Genomic DNA, 24,388 nt, shown 5'->3' with positions numbered 1-24,388 from the left:
ACCTCCATTACAAATAGTATGGAAGTGTTTGCCGATGTTTATTCCATTCGGGCCTTTCTTCTCTTATTTAACTGGCGCCTGATGCAGTATTGAAGCAAAGCCTGCTGGTCACCTGCTGCAATTTCTGAATACTCTAAAGTCATTTTTCGTTTTTCTGACTTGGGGTCATTAAAGATTCGTCTGACAACTGCTTCTGTTTCTATTTGACGTGTGTGCTCCTCTTCAGGAAGACGGATGATCAGGCGCAATGATTCCCCCGATTGAAAAGAAAGGCCATCAGCTAAAACCACGGCGATGCCGCCTGCACTGATGTTATAGGATAGTGTGCGGATCTCTTCTTCATTTCCCGGCTGAATTTGCACATCTAATACCGCATCAGTTCTTACATATTGGCGGCGCTGGATTCTTTTCATTTTTTCACGTGGAGGCACTTCAAGACAGATCATTTGAAGTTTGTCCTTCACTTTACCTTTTATACGGCTTGTAAAGCGATAAGGAACTTCGTCTTTTCCCACAAACTCTACCGTTACTTCCATATCGTTATGTAAAATCACAGTTCGCCCTGTAACTATATCAACAGGATACGCGATCAAAAGTTCATTGTTTTCAATGCTGACCGCCTTGCTTTTTGCCTTTTTCAATTCATTTTCTTCTATATATTCTAAAAGTACATTTTCTCCAATCTCTATCATCGACTTCACTCTTTCGCATTCAATATACTCACGTTTTTATTAAAGCACGTAATGAAAAAAAGGAAAAGACATTTAGTCCTTTCCTCCTGTTTTTTATAGGTCTTTATATATAGGTTCTGCATTTTTTAGTTTTTCAACCTTTTCTTCCGATCCGTCTTTGGCATTGATATACATTCTGAATGTGTCATTTTCAATTGTCCCAAGCATTTCGTAGCATAACACTTCTTGACCTAGTTCATTTGTAATCAAAGCGAGCCTTGTTTCTCTCACTTGTACATTTTTATTTAATTTAGACTTTGCCTCTGCTTCAGTAATTGCAGGCTTAGGTATGGTTCTTTTTCTGTGAGATGTGAGGAAGTCTCTTGCTGAAAAGCCGACAACCTCACCGTCATCCAAGGCCACTTTCATACGAATTGCCTCCGGGTACATCCGGACTTTATTTTCAACAGGAACATATGAAAATACACCGATTTTATCATATTGCGCACTTTCATCAATTTCCAAATCATCTGTTTCAAATCCGTTTTTCTTTAAAAATGCAAGCGCTCGGTTCGATCCGTCATTTAAACTGATTTTCTGATCTTTCACTTCTCTGTTTTGGATCAAGTATACCGGATGCCCGCCCTTCTTCGTAATATCCATATAAATCACTGCTTTATGGTCTGGATCTTTCATGCTGATGCTATATACATCGCGATTTGTTTTTTTTCCGCTCTTTACCACTTTAATTGAATAATTGTCATCTGGGGCAAAGCGCTCAGCAATTTGTTTTGCTTCCTGTTCAGAAATTTGTTTTCCCTTCAGATGGCTGAAGCCTTTCTCTTCTTTTTTCGTGCTGGTAAAACTCGGACCAAGATCAGTGCCAGTGGAGAATGCACCAACATTTTTTTCGACTGTTTTAAAGCTGTTGATAATCGTATTATCACTTTGTTTTTCGTCAGAAGCCAAGGCCATTTCTACGTCCATCCAGCGAAGGTTTTTGCTCATGACAAGGTGCTGAACATGACGCAATTCGTTTTGTATATCTTCGGACTGCTGATATAGCTTATTTAGTGATGTATACTCGTTTTTATCAAGCGGCTTTTGGTCCAAATCTCTGACTGACGTTTTATAGCTGAAATCGCCGATCTTTGATAATAGCTCTTCAGTTTTATTAAACGGCATTAATGTAAGCGGCAGCTGACTGACACTGTTATGAGCTTCTGATGTAATCCTCCACACATCGATCAATGCAGGCGACAGTGATTTTTGGCTGTTCATGGCAAGTGTTGTTCCGATTTTATCATGAAGTTGATCCATCTGATAGGTAAGCTCATGAAACGCCCGCTGATAGTTATTTTCAGCATGAAGAAGAACTGCGTCTTTTTCCTGGTGTTCTTTGTATCCCCAGTAGCCTGTACCGACTATTGCAATACCAAGCACGGCGATTAAAATTCCTCTGATCATTTATCACACCTCTTTTTATGCTTTCTCATATCTGCTACTCACAGAAAATGTGTTTACCGATTCTTTTAATCTGCGGACGCCCCCAAATCCACGGACTTGTAGCCGTATCCGGATTAAAGTAGTAAAGTGCTTCCTCTGATGGGTCCCAGCCATTGATGGCATCCAGCACTGCTTCTCGGGCCGTTTCATTCGGCTGCATGTAAATTTGTCCGTCAGCTACTGCTGTGAAGGCAAGCGGCTCAAAAATAACCCCCGCTACTGAATTTGGAAATAACGGGCTGTTCAAACGGTTTAAAATGACTGCTGCAATAGCAACCTGCCCCTCGTACGGCTCGCCCCGGGCTTCGCCATAAACCGCTTGAGCAAGCAGCCTGATATCGTTGTTGGAAAATCCGCCAGGCATGTTCGCTGCTACCGCATCCTGTTTTCTTGCTTTTGCTGGTGTATTGTTTTGCTGTTTATTCGCATTCGCTTTAGGCTGCTGCGTTGTTTTTTCCGCAGGCTGTTTCTGCCGTGCTTCTGCTTGTTGTCTTGCCTTTTGTGTTGCTGCTTTTGATGGTTTCGTCTGATACTTTAGCGGAATTTTTCCGTAATGCGTGAATGTATTCCCTTTATTGAGCTGTTCCATGACATATTCACGATAGTATTTTGATTTACATATTAAGGTTTGCTTTGTTTTAGCTCCTACAAGGCCGTCAACCTCTTTTAACCCGAATTGATCCTGAAAATTTCGAACTGCCCAGTACGTCCCCCATCCATAAACCCCGTCAATTTTTCCGTTATAATATCCGTTGTATTGAAGACGCGCCTGAAGTTCGACCACATCGTCCCCGGTTGCCCCTCTTTGAATGACCTGATTCGAAAAGGCAGAGATGGTTTCAGTATTGAAAAACGTCGTTATTGTAAAGGAAAAAAGGATGAGACATGCCATAATCGATCCTTTGGACTTCATCTTTTCAAGCCTCCTACTGCAAATTTTTAAGTGTAATCGTATTTTCTGTAACGAGGTTATTTTTATACACTCTTTCCTTGTTATCCCTCAGAACATAAAAACTGCACACAAAAAAGCCGCACGGTTGCTGTGCGGCTTCTATACTTGCATCATATTAACGGAACGGGCTTTTTTCGCTTTACGCAAACCAAACCACCATAAAAATACCATAAATGGAAGCATATAATAAATCCAATTGCTAAGCGCTGTTAGGATAAAATCATATGATCCATGCAAAAGGGATGGGACAACTAAAGAAAGAGTAAGCCACTTTACACGCGCCTTATCAGCGGAAAAACGGGCTTTTCCAAGGTAAAATCCCATTATAACGCCAATCAAGGCATGGCATGAAACAGGCAGCAGCGCCCTGACAAACGCATGCTCCACGCCGTGGCCAATTAAATAAAGAATATTTTCGAGGGTTGCAAAACCGAGTGATACACTTGCACCGTACACAATCCCGTCATAATGCTCATCAAAGTGGGCGTGCGGGTAGACACTGATCATCAGTATAAACCATTTTAATGATTCCTCCAAAAACCCCGAAGATAAAAAAGAAACGAAAAAGCTTCCGCCTCCTACATTCTCTTTTTCAAGTACATACTGGATAAACATGATGGGAAATACAAGAACAACCCCGAGAAAAAACGACCGTAGCACCATATGTACAGGTTCATTATCATACTGATCTTTTAAATAAAAATAACTTAATAACGCTATGCCGGGGGCAATTCCTGCAGAGATGATTGCAAACATCAGGCAACCTCTTTCCTTTATATTCCTACGTCTATCCTACCATGTTGTTTAAAATTTTACATCTGTCTGCACTTAAAAAAACAAAAAGAGCATACGAATGCATCATATGCTCCTCATCTTTAATGGTTTTCTCTTTTGGCGATTTCCGCTGCGATATGCCCCCCGTGAAACCTGCCGTTTTCAATAAATATTTCATTTGCATTGTTTCCCGCAGCAATAACACCGGCAATAAAGACACCTTCAACGTTCGTTTCCATCGTTTCTTCGTTGAAATATGGACGCCCTGTTTCTTTATCAATTTCAACACCAATTTTTTCTAGAAATTGATGATCAGGATGATAGCCTGTCATGGCAAATACAAAATCATTTTTAATGGTAATGAGTTCTTTCTCTCCGGAGCGAAACACAACTTCATCCTCGGTGATTTTTTCGACACAAGCGCCAAATTCCATACGGATTGTACCGTTTCTGACGAGAGCTTCAAATTCCGGCAGAATCCACGGCTTAATGCTTGGAGAATACTCATTGCCCCTATATAAAACTGTGACACGCGCCCCAGATTTCACGAGTTCAAGGGCGGCGTCCACGCTTGAATTTTTCCCGCCGATAACAACAACATCTTTATCAAAATACGGGTGGCCTTCTTTAAAATAATGAAATACTTTCGGCAAATCCTCACCGGGTATATTCATATAGTTTGGATGATCATAATAGCCTGTGGCGATGATACAATATGGCGTCGTGTAGGTCTCTTTTGACGTCTCAATAACGAATGTGTTTTTTTGCGTTTTCGTCACTTTATGCACCATTTCAAACGCATTAACACGGATGTTTTTCCGTTTAACGACTTCACGGTAATACGATAAAGCCTGGATTCTGACAGGCTTCCTGTTCTCTGTAATAAATGCGACATCTCCGATTTCGAGCTTTTCACTTGAGCTGAAAAAGGTTTGATGCGTCGGATAATTGTAAATACTGTTAACGACATTGCCTTTTTCAATGACGAGGGCATCAATGCCAATTTGTTTTAGGTGAATGGCAGCAGATAGTCCACAAGGTCCTCCGCCTATAATAATTGCTTTTTCTTGAATCATTTCTGTCAACTCCTGCGATTGGCATTTCACTTCATATTTTCTATTTCCGAATAAAAAAATCTCCTATTTTATCATAGGAGATTTTTTATTTTTATGCAAATCATCAACTTATATCCAGCCTCTAAAACGCGAAGCTTCAGCCATTTTGCGAACGCCGACCATATATGCAGCGAGCCTCATGTCAATTCTTCGGTTGTTAGCCATTTCATAAATATTGTTAAATGATTTGACCATCATTTTTTCTAATTTTTCTTCTACCTCTTCTTCACTCCAGTAGAAGCCTTGGTTATTCTGAACCCATTCAAAATAAGAAACTGTTACGCCACCGGCACTTGCCAGCACGTCTGGTACAAGCAGAATGTCCCGGTCTGAAAGAATCTTTGTTCCTTCAAGCGTTGTTGGCCCATTCGCTGCTTCAACGACAATTTTAGCCCGGATATTATGGGCATTTTCTTCTGTAATTTGATTTTCAATCGCAGCAGGAACGAGAATATCACAATCCAGCTCCAGCAGCTCTTGGTTGGTAATGGTATCGTTGAAAAGCTTTGTTACGGTACCGAAGCTGTCGCGTCGGTCGAGTAAATAATCGATATCAAGGCCTTCCGGATCATAAAGTCCGCCATACGCATCTGAGATGCCGACAACTTTTGCCCCTGCATCATGCATAAATTTTGCCAAATAGCTTCCCGCGTTTCCGAAGCCTTGGACAACGACACGGGCACCTTTAATATCGATGCCTCTCTTCTTAGCCGCTTCTTTAATACAGATGGTAACACCTTTTGCTGTCGCAGATTCTCTCCCGTGAGATCCGCCAAGCACAAGCGGTTTGCCTGTAATAAATCCAGGCGAATTAAATTCATCAATTCTTGAATACTCATCCATCATCCAAGCCATGATTTGTGAGTTTGTAAATACATCCGGTGCCGGCACGTCTTTTGTCGGGCCGACAATTTGGCTGATCGCTCTGACATACCCTCTGCTCAGACGCTCCAGCTCTCTAAACGACATATCCCTTGGATCACAAACAATTCCGCCTTTACCACCGCCATATGGAAGATCAATTATGCCGCATTTTAAACTCATCCAAATTGAAAGCGCCTTCACCTCTTTTTCTGTTACGTTCGGGTGAAAACGTATCCCGCCTTTCGTTGGACCGACAGAGTCATTGTGCTGCGCACGATATCCTGTGAAAATCTTTACTGAACCGTCGTCCATACGAACAGGTATTTTTACCGTTAATAATCTCATCGGCTCTTTTAACAATTCGTATACCTCTTCGGGATATCCCAATTTTTCCAGAGCCTTATGTATTACGGTTTGGGTTGATTTTAATACATCAAGTTTGTCCTCTTCTGTATGACCGGTGTTTCGATCGGCTGCCATTTGAGTTAACCTCCTAGAATCTTCTGTTTCTCACATGCTCCCTTTCAGAGAATAGTATACACCTTCATATGATCTGTGCATAGAATAAACGTTATGTTTTTCCATGTTTTTTAACGAAAAAAACTGCTGAAATCAGCAGTTTCCCGTTTCATTCTTATGAAAAATGAGTTTGTATCGTTTCTACGGCATTACCGTCCATAATGAGCTTACCATACTCTTGCAGGCGATAAATCGTTAAAGTTGTCGGATTGCCGTATTCAGCCAGAACCGCCACAACCCCTTCAGCCGTATGTGACCCTAGATCTTCAAGGCTTAAAAAGTACTGCCCGTCATAGTGGTAGACAGTTCCCCCTGTGATACCGATTCGCTGTAAGCTTTCTGAAAGCTGAATGATATCTTCAAAGGAATGGAATTGATATATGATGTCCGCGCTTTCATCAAGCTTGACTTGCATTTCGATGTAATCATCATCATACTCATCGTCTTCTGAATCGGCGTCTTGGTTCTTTGTTACAATCACGACCATCCCTTGTGCTTGGAGAGAATACACTTCCACTGCAATCGGTCCATTCGCTTCAAAGCCGAGCTCTGTATTTGCTTCATTCATCATATCTTTAAATAACTGGTGGACTTTAAATGAGTCCTTCCAGAGGTCTTCTTTTGTCAATCCCCGGTCTGTCAAATCATCGAGGGTTAAAAAGATTTTGATCTTATTATAATTCAGACGCTCAAGCCGCATAACGTTCCCTCCTGCCTCTACTTGCACACAAATCATATAACACATTATATGAGATGATGAGTCATAGGTTCTTAATTGTTATCAGTTTACACTGAGTTCACTAGTAAGACAAGCACAATGCAGTTTTTATTGCCATACGGATTTTTGCTTTTTAGAAGTTATTCTGGCCCGCAAAGAGTCACAATGTGAGTTTCAGGCTCAGCACCTAAACGAAGAGGCACTTTTGTCGTGCCGTAGCCGTTGCTGATCAGATATGCTGCGTTTTTAACAATACCTGTTTTCCCCAGTTCATAAGGGCCGAATTTTCCAAACCTGATCTGGCCTCCATGGGTATGTCCGCTGAGTATCACATCAATACCGTCATCTTCATTGATTTGTTCATGAATCTCCGGATTATGGCAAACCAGAATATTCAGCTGGCTTTCATCAAGTTCTTTGATGGCTTCCTCATAATGATCCATCTCCATCCTGATATCATCAACCCCCGCAATCGCAATCGTATGCCCATTGTATGAAAACGGGACTGACTCATTTCTCAGAGTGATGACGCCGTGCGCTTTAAATATGGAATACAGCTTATGCTGCCTGACTTCATAATCATTATTCCCCCACACAAACACGATAGGGACCCCGAAATGTACGAGCCTTTTGATGTTTTCCTCGATTCTCGCACTGGGCACCCCGCCCTCAGCTAAATCACCGCCGATTATAACCAAGTGGGGGGCATGGCTTCGCGCTTTTTCTAAAAGGTCTTGATCGATGAGACGTTTGTGAATGTCTGAAATAAAAAAGATTGTCAGAGGCGGCTTGCCCTTCATCTTTGATAAAGGAAACGTATGTGTCTTCAAATGATTGCCTTTTGCTGTTGCATACATTTTTGCCGTCATTGCCACTGCCGCAACAGTTAGTACACCGGCAATTTTCACTGATAGCTTCATAAAAAACTCTCCATTCTTTTTAGAACTTATCAATAAGACGGACAATAAAAAAAGACGTTTCTATCGTTTGAGAAAACGCCCCATTTTATTTACTTTCAAAATATAGATTAATGTCATATTTGTGCTTCATCATATGAAAAACAGACTCTCTCGCCTTCCATTTATCGGGCTGCGGCCAGAGATCAGTGCTTTTCTGAATAATTTCACATCTCAGTTTATGGAAATCGGTCTCGGATTTTTCTTCCTTTTTCTTGAAATAATATGAAGTGCAGTAGGCAAAAGCGGTTGCCAGCATCCAAAATAAATAAAAGGTATGGCTGAGTATTTCTTGAAGTATAAGCTGAGGCTCCGGGCTTTTGCTCATGATCATAACACATAATAAGCCTAGGCAGATAAGTGAAGCCCATCGCCATCTGCGGCATTGTGCTGCATAATTTTCGAATTTTTGTTTTCGTTTTACAAGCGCTTGGAGCATCTGTTTGGTCGGCGCGTCTGTAAACTGATCCAGCTGATTCCATAAGGATTCCATACGCTTCACACCTTGTCCATTTTCATTGCTACAATATATGAACGTAAAATAAAAATAATACCCTATTCATCCATTAAAGGGATGTCCAAAACTTGTCCGGTGTAAACATCATTTCCATTCAGATGATTATACGCTCGAATTTTTTCTTCTCCTGTCCGGCTTTTATAATACTTCATGGAAATGCGGTATAGCGTTTCTTTCTTTTGGACGGTGTGCTTGACAACGCGATTCGGCACATTTTGAACTGGCTCAGCCGGCTGCTGTTGCTGTTCTTGCTGTTGTACTGTTGATTGGGAAGAGGAAGCAGCCGCGGCGGTTGCTTCCTCCTTATTTGCCGAGTCTTCTTTTTCTGCTACAGCAGTCTGTTTCTTATCATCAGCGGTTTTTGCCGGCTCTTTTGGCTTGGAATCTTCAGGCTCTTTTTTTGACTCCTTCTGCAGTGCGGTCTCTTTAGTGTCTGCGGTATCGTTTTTATCCTCTGATTTCGGGACAACCTCATATTTGCTTTGGCTGCTGTCAATAAAAACATCTTCATAATCGTCATGATTATCCGGGTGGCTCTTTAGATAAAATAAGGTGACTAAAACGATAACCGGCACAAATACAAATATTACTGCGAGTACTGTGAATAATGGCGTTTTTGTTTTGCCTTGCTTTTTTTTCTGTTCTCTTTGATTTTTTACAGATTGTCTTGTCGGAAGGCTTTCTCCATCATCGACATAATCGTCCGCCAATGCGGCGTTTTGATCTTCATAAAGATTCTGGGCTTTTCTTCTCTCTACTCTCGACATGTTCGTCATGTTTATCCCTCCTCACATGTTCAAAACGAATCTGACAGGCAAACACGGCATCAATGATAAAATGCGCCGTCATCGGAACAAATAAGTTGCCGGTCCATTCATACATCAGACCGAGCAAAAAGCTGATTGCTGTCACCATAATAAATAACAGCCATTTTGACAAATACCGAAAGTGCAGAGCGGCAAATATAAGGCTGGCCGCCCATAAACCGATATGAGTCTGCAGCACTCCTCTGAATAACATTTCTTCCGCGAAAGCAATCAGAAGCGTTAAAAATATAATATGAGGGATTGACCTCTTACTGAATATTTTTTTATTGATTCCGCCGTCATCATATAAATGAGACGGAAACCATTTCATTACTGCCATATCGGCTAAAATAACAATAACAGCTATAGAAACACCATACCAGATGATTCGCATATCGCGAATGTCCCAGAGCTTTAATACGTCCCGTACATCCTCAAAAAAGAACAGTCCTGCTGCAGCAGCGGCAAAGATGATGAGTAGCTGCGTCAAATATAACTGCTTCAGCATATCATGGTCAGTCATATGCTGAATATAATCTTTTTGCTGTTTCAGTTCAGCTCACCTACAGTCTGCAAGCTGAATATCCGGTGCAATTCCGAACTCCAGCTGTCTAATGGCGCCATTTTACTCCGTTCCCCTTTTTGTTCATACAAGGATAAATCAAAACCGCAATGTGAACAGCACGGGAGGTTTCCGTCATCAGGCTCGTATGATTCATCAAAGTAGGTTAACAGTGCCTGCCTTAAACAGCCGTCACGCTGAAGCAAAAATGATACACGGTGCATTTTTTCCAGCTTCAGCTCCATGCGATATGAAATTTCTTTCTTCATCAGTTCAACTGATGTTTTTCCCTGCATAAAGAGATGAATCATCATACGGGCCTGTGTCTCTCCGACGCCATACTGAAGTAATACGTCACGCAGCCTTCTCTCATCCCGCTCCTCCGTCTTCTCTAGCACACGGATTACGTCGGCGATTTCTTCAGCTGTGACACTCTCCATTTGGATAATCTGTTCCTGCAATTCAAAATCCCCTGGCGCCCGCAGCAAAATGCTGACACTCGGCTTTCCATCACGGCCCGCTCTGCCGATTTCCTGCATAAAAGCTTCTGCCGTCTGCGGGAGATGAAAATGAATCACATATCTGATATCAGGTTTATCGACACCCATTCCAAACGCATTCGTACAACATATCACATCAAGCTGGTTATGAATAAACTGCTGCTGAATTAAAATCCTGTCCCCTGACTCCAAACCGCCATGGTAAAAGTCGGCTCTGCTGCTCGTTTTGCTTTTAATTTCACCCGCTAATTCCTCGGCCCATTTCCGTGTTGGACAATAAACAATTCCCGGACCTTGCAGGTTTTCAACCAGCTGAATGACCCTATCTATTTTTTCGGCAGTATCCGCCGCATTTTCAACCCTCAGTGCGATGTTTGGGCGGTTGACTGAGTTGAGATGGCGTACAGCATGCTGCAGCTCCAGCAGGTTCATGACATCTTGCAGCGTTTCCTTTGTAGCCGTGGCGGTCAATGCCAGAACGGGCGGGTGTCCAAGTTTTTTTCTCAGCTGTCCGAGCTTTGAATAATCAGGCCTGAAGTCGTGTCCCCATTCAGAAATACAATGCGCTTCGTCAATAACAAATAGGCTGATCGGGACGCTTTTCAATTTTTCCAATACATATGGAGACTGTAAAGCTTCAGGAGACAAGTACAAAAATTTATATCGATGAATATGTTCTAAAACAAATTGTCTTTCCTGCCTGTTAAGCATGCTGTTCAAAGCTGCAGCACGCTTTTCCCCCCGGGCTTTGAGCTGCTGCACCTGATCCTCCATTAAAGAAAGCAGTGGAGAAACGATTAATACCATGCCGTCAAGCATATAACCAGGCAGCTGGTAGCAAAGCGATTTCCCTCCCCCAGTCGGGAGCATTGCAATGGTATCCTTCCCGCTGAGTATGCTTTCAATAATGTCCTGCTGCCCTTTTTTAAAGGAAGTAAAACCAAAAAACTGATATAACGTTTGCTGTAATTTAGTCATATTGCTGCACCTGCTTTGTCAATGCCAGTCTGATTTGAAAGTAGCTGAACCGCTGTTCCAGCCCGTCGCGAATTTGTTTGATTTTATTCGTCCGCATCCGTTTGGCAAACTCTGCGATTTGAAGCTGGTCTTCTGCTGATACATAGTCATTAATCATAAACGCAGGCTCATGGAGAGAAATCTCGACAATGTGGTCTTCAATCGTCGCTGTTTTCAGCTTTCTGATTTCAGCAATTCGCTGTATCGGAAACCCTTGTTTGACCATCTGCCATGTTTTCCTCGTCGACTCTGTCAGGGCATTATCTAAGTGCACATCAGAAAGGAGATCCTTTAACAAAGCATCTTCACACTCCGGAAGAGAATGAATAAAATAATGTACCGAAGCCCAAAACATGATATAGACATACCATTCGTCTTCTTTCAGCGTATCAGCAAGCTGCCTGCTCGTATAACCGATCCGATGGTGCGAGGTTAAGGAGTAGACAAAAATTTGCGCTGCTTTGTTTTCAATCTTTTTCAAATGCGCCTCAAGCATGGCAAAAAGGCTTTTTGCCATCTCTATATGATCCGTATGCCGGGACAGGTATTTCTTTACCCAGTGAAGTGTCTTATGATCCTTTGTGACAGGGATATACTGCCTGCTCCCTTGCTGTTTATGGGATAGGACCTGCACAAGCAGCGAAAGCCTTTTCCAAAGCACGCCGGCAGCCTGCTGATAATGAGCGCCGTGACAATGAACGGGCCAAGGCCGCTCGCTAAGGGCATGTCTCAAAACTGCTGCGCCGCTGGCTGTCACTTTGTATGTATCTGATTCAGACATTGGCGCGAGATATGAATGCTTTTCAAGCTTGTCAAGCGACGCAGAAATATCGCTTCTCGAACATTTTGCCGCCATTCCAAAGTATTTTGCAGTCTGAAATAAGCCGGCATCTTGAATGGTCTGTGACGATCTCTTGCCTTTGAATAGGTGAAAAACAGCGCTTCCCGACCGTTCCCCGTTTATTTTGCAAAGACAATCGAGAACCATAATATCGAAGTAATTTAATGACAACCTATCCACCTACATTCTTCCTGACAAAAATCGTTGATTTGCTCTTTTTATTTTAACAGATTTCACACAGAAATCGACGTTTAAAGTCATCATTAAGGGGGATGTTATGTAGATAACCCCTTATGTGATAAGCATTCTCAATCATTTTTCTGTTGAAATGTGGCAGCAACATCATTACAATAAGTAAGAGGAATAGGTGTTAAATTGATTAAATATAAAGATTGATCCATTTGTTCCACCAAGAACAATCTGGGAGGTTTTATTCATGGCAAAGTACACAATCGTAGACAAAGATACATGTATTGCATGCGGCGCTTGCGGAGCTGCTGCACCAGACATTTACGATTACGATGATGAAGGCATCGCGTTCGTAACGCTTGATGAAAACAAAGGTGTTGTCGAAGTTCCTGAGGTACTGGAAGAAGATATGATTGACGCATTTGAAGGATGCCCTACTGATTCCATCAAAGTGGCGGATGAGCCATTTGAAGGCGACCCGCTTAAATTTGAATAGAAGTAACTAAAAAAAGCTCCCGAACGGGAGCTTTTTTATTTAATGGATATGTGCACTTCGCTGCTGCTCAATCCATGGCTTAAGCTTGATAAAAATTAGTGAGAATACAACCGTAATTACAATACCTTTTATCATGTTAAACGGCAGGATACCTGCGACGACTGCTGTTTTTAGCGCGCTGTCGGATAATGCCGGTGAATGTAAAAACCACGTGTATGCCGGAAGAATCAGAACATAATTTAAAATACTCATTAAAATGGTCATCGCTGCAGTTCCCAAAAGCAGGCTGACAGCCAAGCCCTTTGCTGAGTTGAGTTTTTTAAATAAGAAAGCAGTCGGTAATATAAAGAGTGTTCCTGCAATAAAATTCGCAACTTGCCCTACAGGAACTCCGGCCATGCTTCCCTGAATGATATACTGAAGAACATTTTTTATCGCTTCTACGGCAATACCCGCCAAAGGTCCGTAAATCAGAATGGCAATAATAGCGGGAACGTCGCTAAAATCGATTTTTAAATAATCCGGAAGACCCGGAAACGGGAAATTTAACAGCATCAAAACAAATGCAATGCTGCTCAGCATGCTGACCACAACTAATTTTTTTACTTTCACTTCATTCTCTCCTTTTCGATCACATCTTACTCGAAAACGGAAAGGTTCTTTTCCAGCCAATAAAAAAACCGCTTCATATATAAAAGCGGGGTTTCGAAAATTAAGCTAGGCAAAGAAACGTTTGAAAAATTCAATTTCAAAACGCTTATGAACCTCCATCTTCTCCCATCCAGACTGTACTGTCGGCTCCGGAATCTCACCGAATCCTGCTGTAAAGACAGCTCGCGGGCTTAGAGCCATTGGCTCATCACCGCCGGTAGGGAATTTCACCCTGCCCCGAAGATTGATCATATGAAATTTAATTACATTATAAACGATAACTGGTTGGCTGTATAGAGAATTGCTTCAAATTATATATATTACCTGCAAGCTGTCAGATCATTGATTTATTAGGCTTTACTTTTATCCTTTACTGCGTCAATACACGTTGACACTCTTTTGAGAATATGTTAAATTATCAGATATTTAGTTTGTCAATTTAGGAGGAAATCTAACGATGTTTCGAGTATTGGTCTCAGACAAAATGAGCAACGACGGTTTACAGCCACTTATTGAATCAGACTTTATTGAAATCGTTCAAAAAAACGTAGCAGATGCAGAAGATGAATTACATACTTTTGATGCTCTTTTGGTGCGAAGTGCGACAAAAGTAACAGAAGACCTTTTCAACAAAATGACTTCTTTAAAAATTGTCGGAAGAGCCGGTGTCGGTGTCGATAATATCGATATTGATGAGGCTACGAAACACGGGGTAATCGTGATCAATGCTCCGAACGGCAACACCATTTCGACAGCTGAGCATACATTTGCAATGATCTCTTCTTTAATGAGACACATTCCGCAGGCTAATATCTCAGTGAAATCCAGAGAGTGGAACCGCACAGCTTATGTGGGTTCAGAGCTCTATGGAAAAACGCTTGGTATTGTAGGATTAGGCCGAATCGGAAGTGAAATTGCACAGCGTGCGAGAGCGTTCGGTATGACTGTGCACGTTTTTGATCCTTTCTTAACGGAAGAAAGAGCGAAAAAAATCGGCGTAAACAGCCGTACATTTGAAGAAGTGCTTGAAAGTGCGGATATCATTACCGTTCACACGCCTTTAACAAAAGAAACAAAAGGCTTATTGAATAAAGAAACGATTGCAAAAACGAAAAAAGGCGTTCGCTTAATTAACTGTGCGCGAGGCGGAATTATCGATGAAGCAGCACTTCTCGAAGCTTTGGAAAACGGGCATGTTGCGGGAGCAGCGCTTGACGTTTTCGAAGTCGAACCGCCAGTTGACAACAAACTTGTTGATCATCCATTAGTCATTGCCACTCCTCACTTGGGAGCATCAACGAAAGAAGCACAGCTCAATGTCGCCGCCCAAGTGTCAGAAGAAGTTCTGCAGTTCGCAAAAGGCCTGCCTGTCATGTCAGCTATCAACCTGCCTGCCATGACAAAAGATGAATTTGCTAAAATTAAGCCTTACCATCAAATTGCAGGAAAAATTGGCAGCCTTGTATCACAGTGCATGAAAGAACCAGTACAGGATGTTGCCATTCAATATGAAGGCACAATTGCTAAACTCGAAACATCGTTCATTACAAAAGCCCTTCTGTCAGGCTTTTTAAAACCGCGCGTTGACTCTACTGTTAACGAGGTCAATGCCGGGGGTGTCGCAAAAGAACGCGGCATCAGCTTCAGTGAAAAAATTTCCTCTTCTGAATCTGGATACGATAACTGCATCAGCGTAAAAGTGACAGGAGACCGCAGCACCTTTACTGTAACGGCTACGTATATTCCTCATTTCGGAGAACGAATTGTCGAGATCAATGGATTTAATATTGATTTTTATCCGACTGGTCACTTGGTGTATATCCAGCATCAAGATACAACAGGTGTCATCGGCCGAGTAGGACGTATTCTCGGAGATAATGATATTAACATTGCAACTATGCAGGTTGGCCGTAAGGAAAAAGGCGGAGAAGCCATCATGATGCTTTCCTTTGACAGACATCTGGAAGATAAAATTGTGAAAGAACTAACAAATGTCCCTGATATTGTGTCTGTGAAGCTCATTGATCTGCCATAATTAAAAAAACTCAAGCTATATAGCTTGAGTTTTTTTATTGTTCTATCCCCGTGTGTTTTTATGCAAAATATCTAAGACACTCCTTAGCTCAGAAACAGGAATTTGGCCTGGTGCGGACGCCTCTTCTCCAGCTCCAAAAGTACAAGCCGATCCAAAAACCTCACCGCTCAGCCTGCTGATGAGCCCTGTTGCAGCCATTGACATTGTAATAATGGGGCGGTCTGCATATTTTGTTTTCATTGTATACGTCGCATCAAGCAGTGTTAGGAGATCTCCAGTATCATTCGGCATGACAGCCATTTTTGGAATATGCGCGCCTAAGTCCTGCATTTTTCGAAGTCTGGAAAGAATTTCATCTTTTACAGGTGTTTTTTCAAAGTCGTGATTTGACATCACCACATAGACGTTGTTTTCTTCCGCCAGCGATACTAACGCTTTTACATTTGCATCTCCTGAAAATAATTCGATGTCTATCAGATCGATGTCTTTTGTTTGGATTGCCGATTCCAGCAAAGCAAGATAGGAGCTTTCGTCCATCTCCATGCTCCCGCCCTCTTTGTGGGTTCTGAATGTAAATAGAAATAGCTTGTCTTCTAAAGATTTACGAAGCTTAGAAATGAGCTTTGTGACCGCTTCTCTGTCATTCGCTTTTTCAAATACGTCGACTCTCCATTCAACAATGTCCGGATTCAGTAATTTTACTGCCTCTGCTTCATTCAGAATTTGTTTTTCCGTCTTTCCCATCAGCGGAACGATGATTTTCGGCATTCCTTCCCCGATGGAAACTCCTTTAATTGTTAACACGTTCACTCATCTCAAATCCTTTCAATCGTTACCTTGTTTTATTATACACGTACAACTTTTTTTTGAAAATTTCTATTATATGAATAGCAACTAAAAAAGAGCCTCAAAGGGCCCATTTTAGTTTAAGAAAATCGGATTTGGAGCAGCCGGTACCGGAATTGCATCTGATACGTCATATTTGCCGATTTTGTTTGTTCTGGTTTCGGTAAAGGTCACTTCTGTGAAGCCAAACTCTTTTGCGGTTAAAAGAAGTCCCTCAATCATTAAAATACCGGCAATAGAATCCTCAACTTCTGAGTCCTTTGAAAAGCGGATATATAAGTGTTTCTGTTTCTTCGTTACAGATTGGACAGCACCCGCTTGAATAAGCGGTGTTGTATCTTCTTGGCTGCTCGATTCCATTTCCTTAATCGCTTCTTTTACTGTATCAAATGTTTTTTCTGACGGAATGAGAAAGTTCCCTTGTTTATTTTTGTACAAGTAGTAAGCTCTTTTTGACTGTTTGGGAATCGAAATTTCCGTAAAAGTGCCATATGAGCCAATCCGAACCCCAGTCTCATTTTGATCCGATAAAAATTTGACTTTTTCATAAGGACTCCATTTTAAGGATTCTTTAAGCAATTTTTTTAACAGTGTATCATCTTTTACAGAAAATGCCGTAGCTGGCTGATGGACTCGTATACTTAATTCCTTCTGCTTTGGTTTTTCCTTTATTTCTACTTCATCTATGAAGGTTGGAATTGTAATGGCATGATCAAGGATGCCCAATTCACTACTTTCAAACAGCATATCCTGGATCGTTTGGTCTGCATTTGTTTTTTGGATGCTGACGGGTATGATTGCGGATGTATCGGCATCAGCAACTGCTACAGTGATGTAATTGTCTTGTTCCTTTTCAGGTACAACAAACGATGTATGATCCAAGGACGATGCAGCTTTTGGGCTGTCTTCTGTCTCAGTTTTCGTTACTGCGTTCTCTTGGGACGCTTCTTTTTGTTGAGGCTGTGCCTGATCAAAGAAATGAGGAGAAATAATGAAGGCGATATAAACCGCAATTGCAGCGGCACACGCGGGGCCAATCCACCTGACAGCGGGCTTATTTTTACGCTTTGCCATCGTCAGCCGCTTGTAAATATCCTGAGGCGAACGATGGTCTTTAACTGCCGGAAGTTGACTTAACAACTCCTTTATCTGTTCTTCGTTCCATTCTGACTTCATCATCCATTAGCTCCTCCCTCAAAAGCTCCATATGTTTCCGAAGTACTTTGAGCCCTCTGTGTTGGGTCGTTTTTACTTTGCTTTCCGAGAAGCGCAGAGCCTTGGCTGTTTCCTGTATTGAATATCCCTGAATAAACCGCAAGATAATCACAGCTCTTTGATCGATTGTACATTGATCAAGCGCAGCATAAATTTCCCGGACATTTTCATGTTGAACCGCAAGTTCGTCCGGCAGCAATTGCTGATCCCTGACATCCTGTGTATCCCAGTCAAATGTACCGAGTATACGCTGTCTGATTGTTTGCTGTTTACGGAACCAGTCTATCGCAACATGGCGTGCGATAGACAATAGCCATGTTTTTTCACTGCTTCTTCCTTCAAACGTATGATAAGAATTTAATACCCGGATATAAACCTCTTGAAGAAGGTCTTCTGTCTGGTTTTTATCCTTTACCATATAAAATAAAAATTGGTACAAATCTTGATGATATGTATCATATAATAATTGAAAGGTTTCTTCCATTTGAAACCCCTCCGTTCACTTTTTTGTCGTATGAATAGCTTGAAAAGTTACATTACAACTATATTACGAGTAACTGGAATTTGGAAGGGAATTTATATTAACATATCCTTAAATTTTATTAATGTTGGCTATTAAAAAAACACCCGCTCAGTCAGCGGGTGTTTCTTATGGAACAAGATTCTTCGGCAAATTCAGACTCGATTTTACCGTTTTGTCGGAATATAAAAAGTAAATGTTGTTCCTTTATCTATTCGGCTGTGCACAGTGATTGATCCGTTGTGGGCTTCCACGATATTTTTAACGATAGCCAGCCCTAACCCGGTTCCTGCTCTGCCCCTTGTCCGCGCTTTATCTGCCTTATAAAACCGTTCAAAGATAAATGGCAGATCTTCTTCCGGTATGCCGGACCCGGAGTCTTTGATATCAATTTTCAATCCATCCTTCACAGAATGGACTGAAATGGAGACACTGCCGCCGGCTGAAGTATGCCGCAGCGCGTTATCGATCAAATTGGTAAATACCTGCTCCATCTTGTCTTCATCAAACATAAATTCCTCTTCTGTGAGAGAAATGTCATGATGTAAAGCAATATTTTTTTCTTTAGCAACACCGGAAAACTTCCGAATGATCTTTTCTAAAAACTCATTCACATTGATTTTTTCATAATGTAAGCCTGTATGGCCTGATTCCATTCGGGCTAAATCAAGCAAATCATTAACTAAACGGCCCATTCGGAGTGATTCGTCATAAATGATTTGGGCAATTTCTTTCCGGTCTTCTTCAGAGCTTGCAATGTCATCAACAATTGCTTCACTGTATCCCTGAAGCATGGAGATCGGTGTTCTCAGCTCATGACTGACATTTGCGATAAAGTCCTCCCGCAGCTTATCAAGGCGGCGTTCTTCTGTCATGTCACGCAGTACGGCAACCGCTCCTCTTACGTGCGATTCCGCATAAAGCGGCGACATCAAAAGCACCCATGATCTGCCTTGCAGCGTCATCTCAATCATTTGTTCTTTTTCAGTGCTGACAGCGTTTTGAAACAGCTCTTTTGCTTCAGGCGGAAGGTTGTCGCCTTCTTTGATATTCATGTTCTGTTCATAATACCAAGCCTGAAGAAAACGTTCAGCCGGCGGGTTGGTCACAAGAATCGTACCGTCAATATTAATGGTAATAACCCCGTCAGCCATACTGCTCAAAATGTTAGAAAGCTGCTCTTTTTCTTGATTGAGCGCATTGATATGAAAGTTAAGCTGCCGGCCCATTTGATTAAAAGCGGTCGCCAGTTCACCGATTTCATCCTGAGTTAAAATCGGGATTTTTGTATCGAACTTGCCCTTCGCCAAATCCTGCGCGCCTTCTCTCATTTTTCGGAGAGGGTACGTGACCCTGCTTGATAAAAAGAATGCGAAAAATGTGGTCAGCACAATCGCAATTCCAGCGGCAAGAAAAATATAGCGGGTCGTATGTTTTGTTGTATCTTTAACGGCAAGCAAAGACTGGGATAAAAAGACCATGCCTTTCTTTCCGTCTTTTTCATACGGGACACCTACAATCAGGCGTTCATTATCCGTGTCTGTATCGCTCAGTCCCGTCCGTTTGCTTACTTTTTTATGGTCTTTGAGAGCTTTATTTAAGTCTTTGTCATGCTGTATTTGCTCAACCGTAATAGACGACAGGCGATTTTTATCATTCGGAGAATACCAGTGGTTCTTCTCATCCTGGATGATGGCAATGCTTGTTAAGTTATCAGCGAGCTCCCAAGTGATTGACCTTGCCAGTGCCTGGTCCTCGTGATTTTCTAGGATGACAGCAACTTTATTCGCAAGCTGTGTTAAATCATTCTCGGCTTCTTCCACATGGTAGTTTTCAATAAACTCCAGCAAAAGAACCGTTAAAATGAACAATACGATCAAGACGAGTGAAAGGATCGTAAACCACAGCTTGCCTACTACGCTTTTCCAAAATTTCATTCAGCGCCGACCTCAAATTTATAACCTACACCCCATACGGTGACAATTTTTTTCGCAGCCTCCGGAGAAACCTTGTTCAGCTTCTCTCTCAAGCGTTTGACGTGAGTGTCCACTGTCCGTAAATCACCAAAAAACTCATATTGCCACACTTCTTTCAGAAGCTTTTCCCGATCATACACCTTGTCAGGCGTTTTCGCTAAGAAATATAGAAGCTCATACTCTTTTGGCGTCAGGCTCACTTCTGTACCATCAGCTGTTACGCGGTGAGCGTCATGGTCTATGGACAGATGTGAAAACACGAGCACATTTTTCGTCGGTGTATTGGCATTGAAATAAGAGGTTTGGGATGCTCTTCTCAAAAGGGCCTTTACACGCAGCACGACTTCTCTCGGGCTGAACGGCTTAACAATATAATCATCTGTTCCCGCTTCAAACCCCTGCACCCGGTTTGCTTCTTCTCCTTTTGCGGTCAGCATAATAATGGGTGTCGCTTTTTTTTCACGAATTTGCCGGCACACTTCAATTCCATCAGTCCCCGGCATCATCAGATCAAGCAAAATTAAGTCATAATTGGCTTCAAGCCCTTTGGCAATGGCCTCATCACCATTTTCCGCTTCATCTATAGCATAATTTTCACGTTCAAGATACATTCTTAAAAGGCGGCGAATTCTGGCTTCGTCATCAACTACTAATATTTTTGTTTCGTTCGTTTGGTCCATGTTTTCCCCCTGCTTTCCTTCTGTTACTTTCATTTTATCAAATCGTGAGAAAGTTTGAGAACTGTGTCGCTTTCAAAGGACTATGCATAAGAATGAAGTCCGGCAAGCACAAGATTTACGAATATTAAATTAAACATAATAATAGCAAAACCGATTACGGCCAGCCATGCTGACTTCTCACCGTGCCAGCCTCTTGACAGTCTTAAATGCAAGTAAGCGGCATAGAACAAAAATGTGATCAGCGCCCATACTTCCTTAGGGTCCCAGCCCCAAAATCTGGTCCACGCGAGCTGAGCCCAAATCATTGCAAAGATCAGCGCGCCGAGTGTAAAGATCGGAAATCCGATTGATACGGCCCTGTACCCAACCTCATCCACCAGATCAAGATTGACGTTTTTCACCAGCGGATGTAATAGAGCGCTGATTCTTTTTCTGATGATCAGACGGAGAGCCCCATACAACACAAGACCTGCTCCAAATGACCAAATGACAGTGTTCACTTTTCTGCCTGAGAAAAGCGCGGGAAGATCAACAAGCGGTTCCATTCTTCCTTCGGTCAAAAGCTCTCCCTGATGCGGACCGACAAGCGCGGGCATTTCGTACACCATCACGCTTTTTTCTTTATTTTTGTCCACCCAGTTAAACTCCGCTTCATAGCCTGCAAGACGAAATGCTGATGTGATTGCAATAAAGGCGACGGTTGTGACCAGGATAAACATAATCGCTTCAAGCCAGAAGGTCTTTTTGCTTGGCTTTGTCTGGTCTACATGCTTCAAAAGAAAGATGACACCAGCGACAAAGCTGATGGCAAGTATAGCTTGCCCAAGCGCGGCCGTTGTTACATGAATATACAGCCAGTTGCTTTGGAGCGAAGGAATTAAAGGCGAGATATCTGTTGGAAACATGCTGGCGTAGGCAATCAGCAATAAAGCAATTGACAGCGTAAACAGACCTAATGAAGGCAATCTATAGAGAAAATAAAGAATGATAAACGCCAAAACAAGCATCATGCCAAAAGCGGTGGTGAATTCAAACATATTGCTGACAGGCGCATGGCCGCTGGCAGCCCACCTTGTGATGAAATATCCAAGGTGGCAGAAAAAACCAACAATAGAAAGGGTGATTCCAATGTTGGCCCATCGGTTTGGCCTGCCCTTTTTATCTTTATTCCCGCGTATGGCCCCGCCGAAGATTGGGACAGCGATTAAATACACAAGAAAGGCCGCATAAAGAAAATTTCCGCTCAGCTCTGCCATGACATCACTCCCTTTTCGCCTATTTCTGTGTTTTGATTAATTCTTTTTGGTCCACCGGTTCAGTCAGTCCGGAATCAGCCAATATAAATGCTAAATCCTTCTTCAGGCCAAACCAGTTTTTATTGGTATGCCCCGCTACCATAACTGCACCGTCCTGTGAGTGCAGCCAAATTCTTCGATGCTGCCAGTACATACCTTGAATAACACCGATCATAAAAATGGCTCCGCCGACAGCAAGCACCCAGAGTGTCAGATCCTTTCTGACTGTAAGTCCAGTAATGTTTTTCGTTTCGACATGGTCAAATTTCAGCTTGTATTTATTATTGCCTGATCCTTCGATGGTTTCTTGGATGGCGACAAAGCTCTTTTCGCCTTTCGGTTTGTCCGGCGTTATGATATTAAAGACAAAAGCCGGATTGTTAGGGATCTTTGTTTTTGTGCTCGGCTCTCCGTCCTGATTAAAATAGAAGTCAGGCAGGTAGCTGGCGATTTCCACCTTGTAACCGTTGCCAAGATCATAGACTGAATCTGGATCCAGAAGGTTGATCTTCAGGCTCCCAAAGGATTTTTTTGTTTTTTTATCAATCAGCTGGAACACCATTTGGTCAAGCTGATTCTCTTTGTAATCCACCTGGTAAACGGAAAAAGAATCAAAACGCAGCGGCTGATTGACACGGATGTCTTCTTCTGTTACTTTTTTCAGCTTCGGCTTCTCGCCATAAACAATTTTCCCTTCTCTCTTGTAGAGTACGGCATCGGTTTGAAAGTTCTTTGCCACTCTACCGTCCCCGACTCTGTCAATGGCATCTGCAAATACCTTTTTTTCCGTTTTGCTGTTATAGGTCTCTACGCTGAATTGATTGTTTTTCAAATAATATTTTCCGTCTGTACCCGGAATTGCTGCGGTTTCGCCTTCTCTGACCCAAAGCGTCTCATCGACGTACATGCCAGGCACAAATCTCAGCATCGCACCAATCAGAAAGATGATCAATCCAATATGGTTGACATACGGGCCCCAGCGGGAAAAGCGTCCTTTTTCAGCAAGAATGCTGCCCTCTTTTTCTCTGATTCTATAATGTTTTTTCTTTAATAGAGAAACTATCTTTTCTTTCGATTCCCCGTTCAGTACAGTAACTGTTTCACTGAACAAGCGCTGCCTTCTTAAAAAGGCCGGGCTCCTTCTGACGCCTTGGTTTTTTAACGCTCTGTACAACGGAATGACCCGATCAAGGCTGCAAATCACGAGTGAAATGCCGATCGAGGCAATGAGCAGCAAATACCACCAAGAACCATATAAGTGATGAAACCCGAGCAAATAATAAAGCTGGCCGAACGTGCCGTACTGCTCCTTGTAATAAGTATCAGCCTGTGCGCCCGGAGGCAGATAGGCTTCCTGGGGAAAAATGGTGCCGAACGCTGATGCGGCAAGGGTTATGACGATAAGCCATATTCCCACCTTAACCGAGGAAAAGAAATTCCAAATTTTGTCGATGATCGTTTTGTTATAGGTTTGCGAACGTCTTGCGCTTCCGTCATATCTCATATCAGCGAGCGGAGGTTGAGTTTCCTGAAGAGCTCTTCCGCACGATTCGCATAAAACGGTTCCGACCGGGTTTATATGTCCGCATTCACATTTGACTTGCTTCATCCCGAAGTCTCTCCGGGTTTTATGAGATTCATATAATCGTGTATCATGCTTTCTGTCATAGTGCCGGTCACCACCTTGACAACTTTTCCTTCCGGATTGATCAAAAAGGTTGTCGGAAGCGGAGATACGTCATAGGCATCAAGCACTTGGCGATCTGTATCCAGAACAACCGGGAAATTGACTCCGTAGGATTTCATAAAATTATGTACTGCTATCTTTGACTCCCCAACATTTACAGCGACAATTTCAACACCTTGGCTTTTAAAATGCTTATATTGGTTTGCCATATAAGGAAACTCTTTTTTGCACGGTTCACACCATGTACCCCAGAAATTCAAAAAAACACCTTTCCCTTTTAAGTCACTGAGCTCGATACGTTTCCCATTCGTATCCTCTAGGACAAAATTCGGTGCGTCGGACCCTTCGGATATACTCTCTTTGCCGGCAAATACAGCGTTGTAAATGGTATAGCCGAGTGCGCAGATTAAAACGAGAAGGATGCCGGTCCGAATGAATAAACGCCTTTTTTTCTTCATTGTCCACTGCCCCCTTCCCCCT

At 42.3% G+C, this 24,388-nt stretch carries 24 protein-coding genes and 1 riboswitch; of the genes, 2 read left to right on the top strand and 22 right to left on the bottom strand.

The annotated features are described in order from the left end of the window. Nucleotides 1-38: 38 nt before the first annotated feature. The 13 genes from dgrA to BGM23_RS10605 all read right to left on the bottom strand — a co-directional run bounded on the left by dgrA (nt 39) and on the right by BGM23_RS10605 (nt 12,489). Complete coding sequence (dgrA, locus tag BGM23_RS10665; protein WP_038427785.1) at nt 39-692, bottom strand: cyclic di-GMP receptor DgrA; 654 nt, start codon at nt 690-692, stop codon at nt 39-41. Between the two features lie 93 nt (nt 693-785). Next, nucleotides 786-2,138, bottom strand: coding sequence for a germination protein YpeB (ypeB, locus tag BGM23_RS10660; protein WP_029726759.1), 1,353 nt, complete (start codon nt 2,136-2,138; stop codon nt 786-788). Nucleotides 2,139-2,172: 34 nt separating this feature from the next. After that, nucleotides 2,173-3,090: a spore cortex-lytic enzyme gene (sleB, locus tag BGM23_RS10655; RefSeq protein ID WP_014480142.1), complete on the bottom strand. Its 918-nt coding sequence runs from the start codon at nt 3,088-3,090 to the stop codon at nt 2,173-2,175. Between the two features lie 138 nt (nt 3,091-3,228). Continuing rightward, the gene (gene prsW / locus BGM23_RS10650) at nt 3,229-3,885 is read right to left on the bottom strand and encodes a glutamic-type intramembrane protease PrsW (RefSeq protein WP_003230542.1); all 657 of its coding nucleotides are present in this window, start codon (nt 3,883-3,885) and stop codon (nt 3,229-3,231) included. A gap of 119 nt (nt 3,886-4,004) precedes the next feature. Then, nucleotides 4,005-4,979, bottom strand: coding sequence for a YpdA family putative bacillithiol disulfide reductase (locus tag BGM23_RS10645; RefSeq protein ID WP_029317974.1), 975 nt, complete (start codon nt 4,977-4,979; stop codon nt 4,005-4,007). A gap of 108 nt (nt 4,980-5,087) precedes the next feature. Continuing rightward, a complete protein-coding gene (gene gudB / locus BGM23_RS10640; protein WP_003230536.1) occupies nt 5,088-6,362 on the bottom strand; it encodes an NAD-specific glutamate dehydrogenase in 1,275 nt (424 codons plus the stop codon). A 154-nt stretch (nt 6,363-6,516) separates the two neighbouring features. Next, a complete protein-coding gene (locus BGM23_RS10635; RefSeq protein WP_003230533.1) occupies nt 6,517-7,101 on the bottom strand; it encodes a genetic competence negative regulator in 585 nt (194 codons plus the stop codon). A 158-nt stretch (nt 7,102-7,259) separates the two neighbouring features. Continuing rightward, the gene (locus tag BGM23_RS10630; protein WP_029726758.1) at nt 7,260-8,039 is read right to left on the bottom strand and encodes a metallophosphoesterase; all 780 of its coding nucleotides are present in this window, start codon (nt 8,037-8,039) and stop codon (nt 7,260-7,262) included. Between the two features lie 85 nt (nt 8,040-8,124). Beyond that, nucleotides 8,125-8,568 (bottom strand): YpbF family protein, encoded by a 444-nt coding sequence (locus BGM23_RS10625; RefSeq protein ID WP_014480147.1) that lies wholly within the window; start codon nt 8,566-8,568, stop codon nt 8,125-8,127. Between the two features lie 62 nt (nt 8,569-8,630). Continuing rightward, nucleotides 8,631-9,368: a LysM peptidoglycan-binding domain-containing protein gene (locus BGM23_RS10620; RefSeq protein WP_046663505.1), complete on the bottom strand. Its 738-nt coding sequence runs from the start codon at nt 9,366-9,368 to the stop codon at nt 8,631-8,633. Next, entirely contained in the window at nt 9,319-9,921 is a 603-nt protein-coding gene (locus BGM23_RS10615; protein WP_038429217.1) for a CPBP family intramembrane glutamic endopeptidase, read from the bottom strand. The genes BGM23_RS10620 and BGM23_RS10615 overlap by 50 nt, the downstream gene beginning before the upstream one ends. Before the next feature lie 26 nt (nt 9,922-9,947). Continuing rightward, the gene (locus BGM23_RS10610) at nt 9,948-11,438 is read right to left on the bottom strand and encodes a RecQ family ATP-dependent DNA helicase (RefSeq protein ID WP_015251799.1); all 1,491 of its coding nucleotides are present in this window, start codon (nt 11,436-11,438) and stop codon (nt 9,948-9,950) included. After that, nucleotides 11,431-12,489: a YpbB family protein gene (locus tag BGM23_RS10605; protein ID WP_004398594.1), complete on the bottom strand. Its 1,059-nt coding sequence runs from the start codon at nt 12,487-12,489 to the stop codon at nt 11,431-11,433. The genes BGM23_RS10610 and BGM23_RS10605 overlap by 8 nt, the downstream gene beginning before the upstream one ends. 265 nt (nt 12,490-12,754) lie before the next feature. On the opposite strand from BGM23_RS10605, the gene BGM23_RS10600 reads away from it, so the two are divergent. After that, nucleotides 12,755-13,003, top strand: a complete 249-nt coding sequence (locus BGM23_RS10600; RefSeq protein WP_003225461.1) for a ferredoxin — start codon at nt 12,755-12,757, stop codon at nt 13,001-13,003. Nucleotides 13,004-13,042: 39 nt separating this feature from the next. Here BGM23_RS10600 and fmnP read toward each other — a convergent pair whose 3' ends face one another. Then, a complete protein-coding gene (gene fmnP, locus BGM23_RS10595; protein WP_004399159.1) occupies nt 13,043-13,615 on the bottom strand; it encodes a riboflavin transporter FmnP in 573 nt (190 codons plus the stop codon). A 153-nt stretch (nt 13,616-13,768) separates the two neighbouring features. Further along, nucleotides 13,769-13,903: riboswitch (FMN riboswitch) on the bottom strand. A 208-nt stretch (nt 13,904-14,111) separates the two neighbouring features. On the opposite strand from fmnP, the gene serA reads away from it, so the two are divergent. Beyond that, nucleotides 14,112-15,689 carry a phosphoglycerate dehydrogenase gene (serA, locus tag BGM23_RS10590; protein WP_004398713.1) on the top strand — a complete coding sequence of 526 codons (1,578 nt, stop codon included), beginning with the start codon at nt 14,112-14,114 and terminating at the stop codon, nt 15,687-15,689. A 42-nt stretch (nt 15,690-15,731) separates the two neighbouring features. On the opposite strand, the gene aroD is transcribed toward serA, so the two are convergent. The 8 genes from aroD to resA form a co-directional block, all read right to left on the bottom strand. After that, a complete protein-coding gene (aroD, locus tag BGM23_RS10585; RefSeq protein ID WP_015714185.1) occupies nt 15,732-16,499 on the bottom strand; it encodes a type I 3-dehydroquinate dehydratase in 768 nt (255 codons plus the stop codon). Between the two features lie 111 nt (nt 16,500-16,610). Then, nucleotides 16,611-17,714 (bottom strand): anti-sigma-X factor RsiX, encoded by a 1,104-nt coding sequence (gene rsiX, locus BGM23_RS10580; protein WP_015714186.1) that lies wholly within the window; start codon nt 17,712-17,714, stop codon nt 16,611-16,613. Beyond that, nucleotides 17,650-18,234 (bottom strand): RNA polymerase sigma factor SigX, encoded by a 585-nt coding sequence (gene sigX / locus BGM23_RS10575; protein ID WP_003230521.1) that lies wholly within the window; start codon nt 18,232-18,234, stop codon nt 17,650-17,652. Before sigX ends, rsiX begins: the two co-directional genes overlap by 65 nt. 203 nt (nt 18,235-18,437) lie before the next feature. Beyond that, nucleotides 18,438-20,207 (bottom strand): sensor histidine kinase ResE, encoded by a 1,770-nt coding sequence (gene resE / locus BGM23_RS10570; RefSeq protein ID WP_015714187.1) that lies wholly within the window; start codon nt 20,205-20,207, stop codon nt 18,438-18,440. Next, nucleotides 20,204-20,926 carry a DNA-binding response regulator ResD gene (gene resD, locus BGM23_RS10565; RefSeq protein WP_003246107.1) on the bottom strand — a complete coding sequence of 241 codons (723 nt, stop codon included), beginning with the start codon at nt 20,924-20,926 and terminating at the stop codon, nt 20,204-20,206. Before resD ends, resE begins: the two co-directional genes overlap by 4 nt. Nucleotides 20,927-21,006: 80 nt before the next feature. After that, a complete protein-coding gene (gene resC / locus BGM23_RS10560) occupies nt 21,007-22,182 on the bottom strand; it encodes a cytochrome c biogenesis protein ResC (RefSeq protein WP_015714189.1) in 1,176 nt (391 codons plus the stop codon). A 19-nt stretch (nt 22,183-22,201) separates the two neighbouring features. Then, nucleotides 22,202-23,830: a cytochrome c biogenesis protein ResB gene (gene resB, locus BGM23_RS10555; protein ID WP_015251793.1), complete on the bottom strand. Its 1,629-nt coding sequence runs from the start codon at nt 23,828-23,830 to the stop codon at nt 22,202-22,204. After that, on the bottom strand, nt 23,827-24,366 hold the full coding sequence (gene resA / locus BGM23_RS10550) for a thiol-disulfide oxidoreductase ResA (protein ID WP_003230513.1): 540 nt from the start codon (nt 24,364-24,366) through the stop codon (nt 23,827-23,829). The genes resB and resA overlap by 4 nt, the downstream gene beginning before the upstream one ends. Nucleotides 24,367-24,388 lie beyond the last annotated feature (22 nt).

The organism is Bacillus sp. FJAT-14266, assembly GCF_001719225.1.
In the GTDB taxonomy this organism is placed as follows: Bacteria; Bacillota; Bacilli; order Bacillales; family Bacillaceae; genus Bacillus; species Bacillus subtilis.
Note: the sequence above shows the minus strand (reverse complement) of the source record. Positions and strands in the feature narration are given on the sequence as shown.

Excerpts from the sequence above, each read along its gene's own strand:
- BGM23_RS10615 (WP_038429217.1), bottom strand. The coding sequence starts at position 9,921 with ATGACTGACCATGATATGCTGAAGCAGTTATATTTGACGCAGCTACTC.
- resE (WP_015714187.1), bottom strand. The coding sequence starts at position 20,207 with ATGAAATTTTGGAAAAGCGTAGTAGGCAAGCTGTGGTTTACGATCCTT.
- BGM23_RS10635 (WP_003230533.1), bottom strand. The coding sequence starts at position 7,101 with ATGCGGCTTGAGCGTCTGAATTATAATAAGATCAAAATCTTTTTAACC.
- resA (WP_003230513.1), bottom strand. The coding sequence starts at position 24,366 with ATGAAGAAAAAAAGGCGTTTATTCATTCGGACCGGCATCCTTCTCGTT.
- BGM23_RS10610 (WP_015251799.1), bottom strand. The coding sequence starts at position 11,438 with ATGACTAAATTACAGCAAACGTTATATCAGTTTTTTGGTTTTACTTCC.
- dgrA (WP_038427785.1), bottom strand. The coding sequence starts at position 692 with ATGATAGAGATTGGAGAAAATGTACTTTTAGAATATATAGAAGAAAAT.
- sigX (WP_003230521.1), bottom strand. The coding sequence starts at position 18,234 with ATGGAAGAAACCTTTCAATTATTATATGATACATATCATCAAGATTTG.
- rsiX (WP_015714186.1), bottom strand. The coding sequence starts at position 17,714 with ATGATGAAGTCAGAATGGAACGAAGAACAGATAAAGGAGTTGTTAAGT.
- BGM23_RS10645 (WP_029317974.1), bottom strand. The coding sequence starts at position 4,979 with ATGATTCAAGAAAAAGCAATTATTATAGGCGGAGGACCTTGTGGACTA.
- resB (WP_015251793.1), bottom strand. The coding sequence starts at position 23,830 with ATGAAGCAAGTCAAATGTGAATGCGGACATATAAACCCGGTCGGAACC.
- sleB (WP_014480142.1), bottom strand. The coding sequence starts at position 3,090 with ATGAAGTCCAAAGGATCGATTATGGCATGTCTCATCCTTTTTTCCTTT.
- BGM23_RS10600 (WP_003225461.1), top strand. The coding sequence starts at position 12,755 with ATGGCAAAGTACACAATCGTAGACAAAGATACATGTATTGCATGCGGC.
- BGM23_RS10625 (WP_014480147.1), bottom strand. The coding sequence starts at position 8,568 with ATGGAATCCTTATGGAATCAGCTGGATCAGTTTACAGACGCGCCGACC.
- resC (WP_015714189.1), bottom strand. The coding sequence starts at position 22,182 with ATGGCAGAGCTGAGCGGAAATTTTCTTTATGCGGCCTTTCTTGTGTAT.
- BGM23_RS10630 (WP_029726758.1), bottom strand. The coding sequence starts at position 8,039 with ATGAAGCTATCAGTGAAAATTGCCGGTGTACTAACTGTTGCGGCAGTG.
- ypeB (WP_029726759.1), bottom strand. The coding sequence starts at position 2,138 with ATGATCAGAGGAATTTTAATCGCCGTGCTTGGTATTGCAATAGTCGGT.
- BGM23_RS10620 (WP_046663505.1), bottom strand. The coding sequence starts at position 9,368 with ATGACGAACATGTCGAGAGTAGAGAGAAGAAAAGCCCAGAATCTTTAT.
- gudB (WP_003230536.1), bottom strand. The coding sequence starts at position 6,362 with ATGGCAGCCGATCGAAACACCGGTCATACAGAAGAGGACAAACTTGAT.
- serA (WP_004398713.1), top strand. The coding sequence starts at position 14,112 with ATGTTTCGAGTATTGGTCTCAGACAAAATGAGCAACGACGGTTTACAG.
- resD (WP_003246107.1), bottom strand. The coding sequence starts at position 20,926 with ATGGACCAAACGAACGAAACAAAAATATTAGTAGTTGATGACGAAGCC.
- prsW (WP_003230542.1), bottom strand. The coding sequence starts at position 3,885 with ATGTTTGCAATCATCTCTGCAGGAATTGCCCCCGGCATAGCGTTATTA.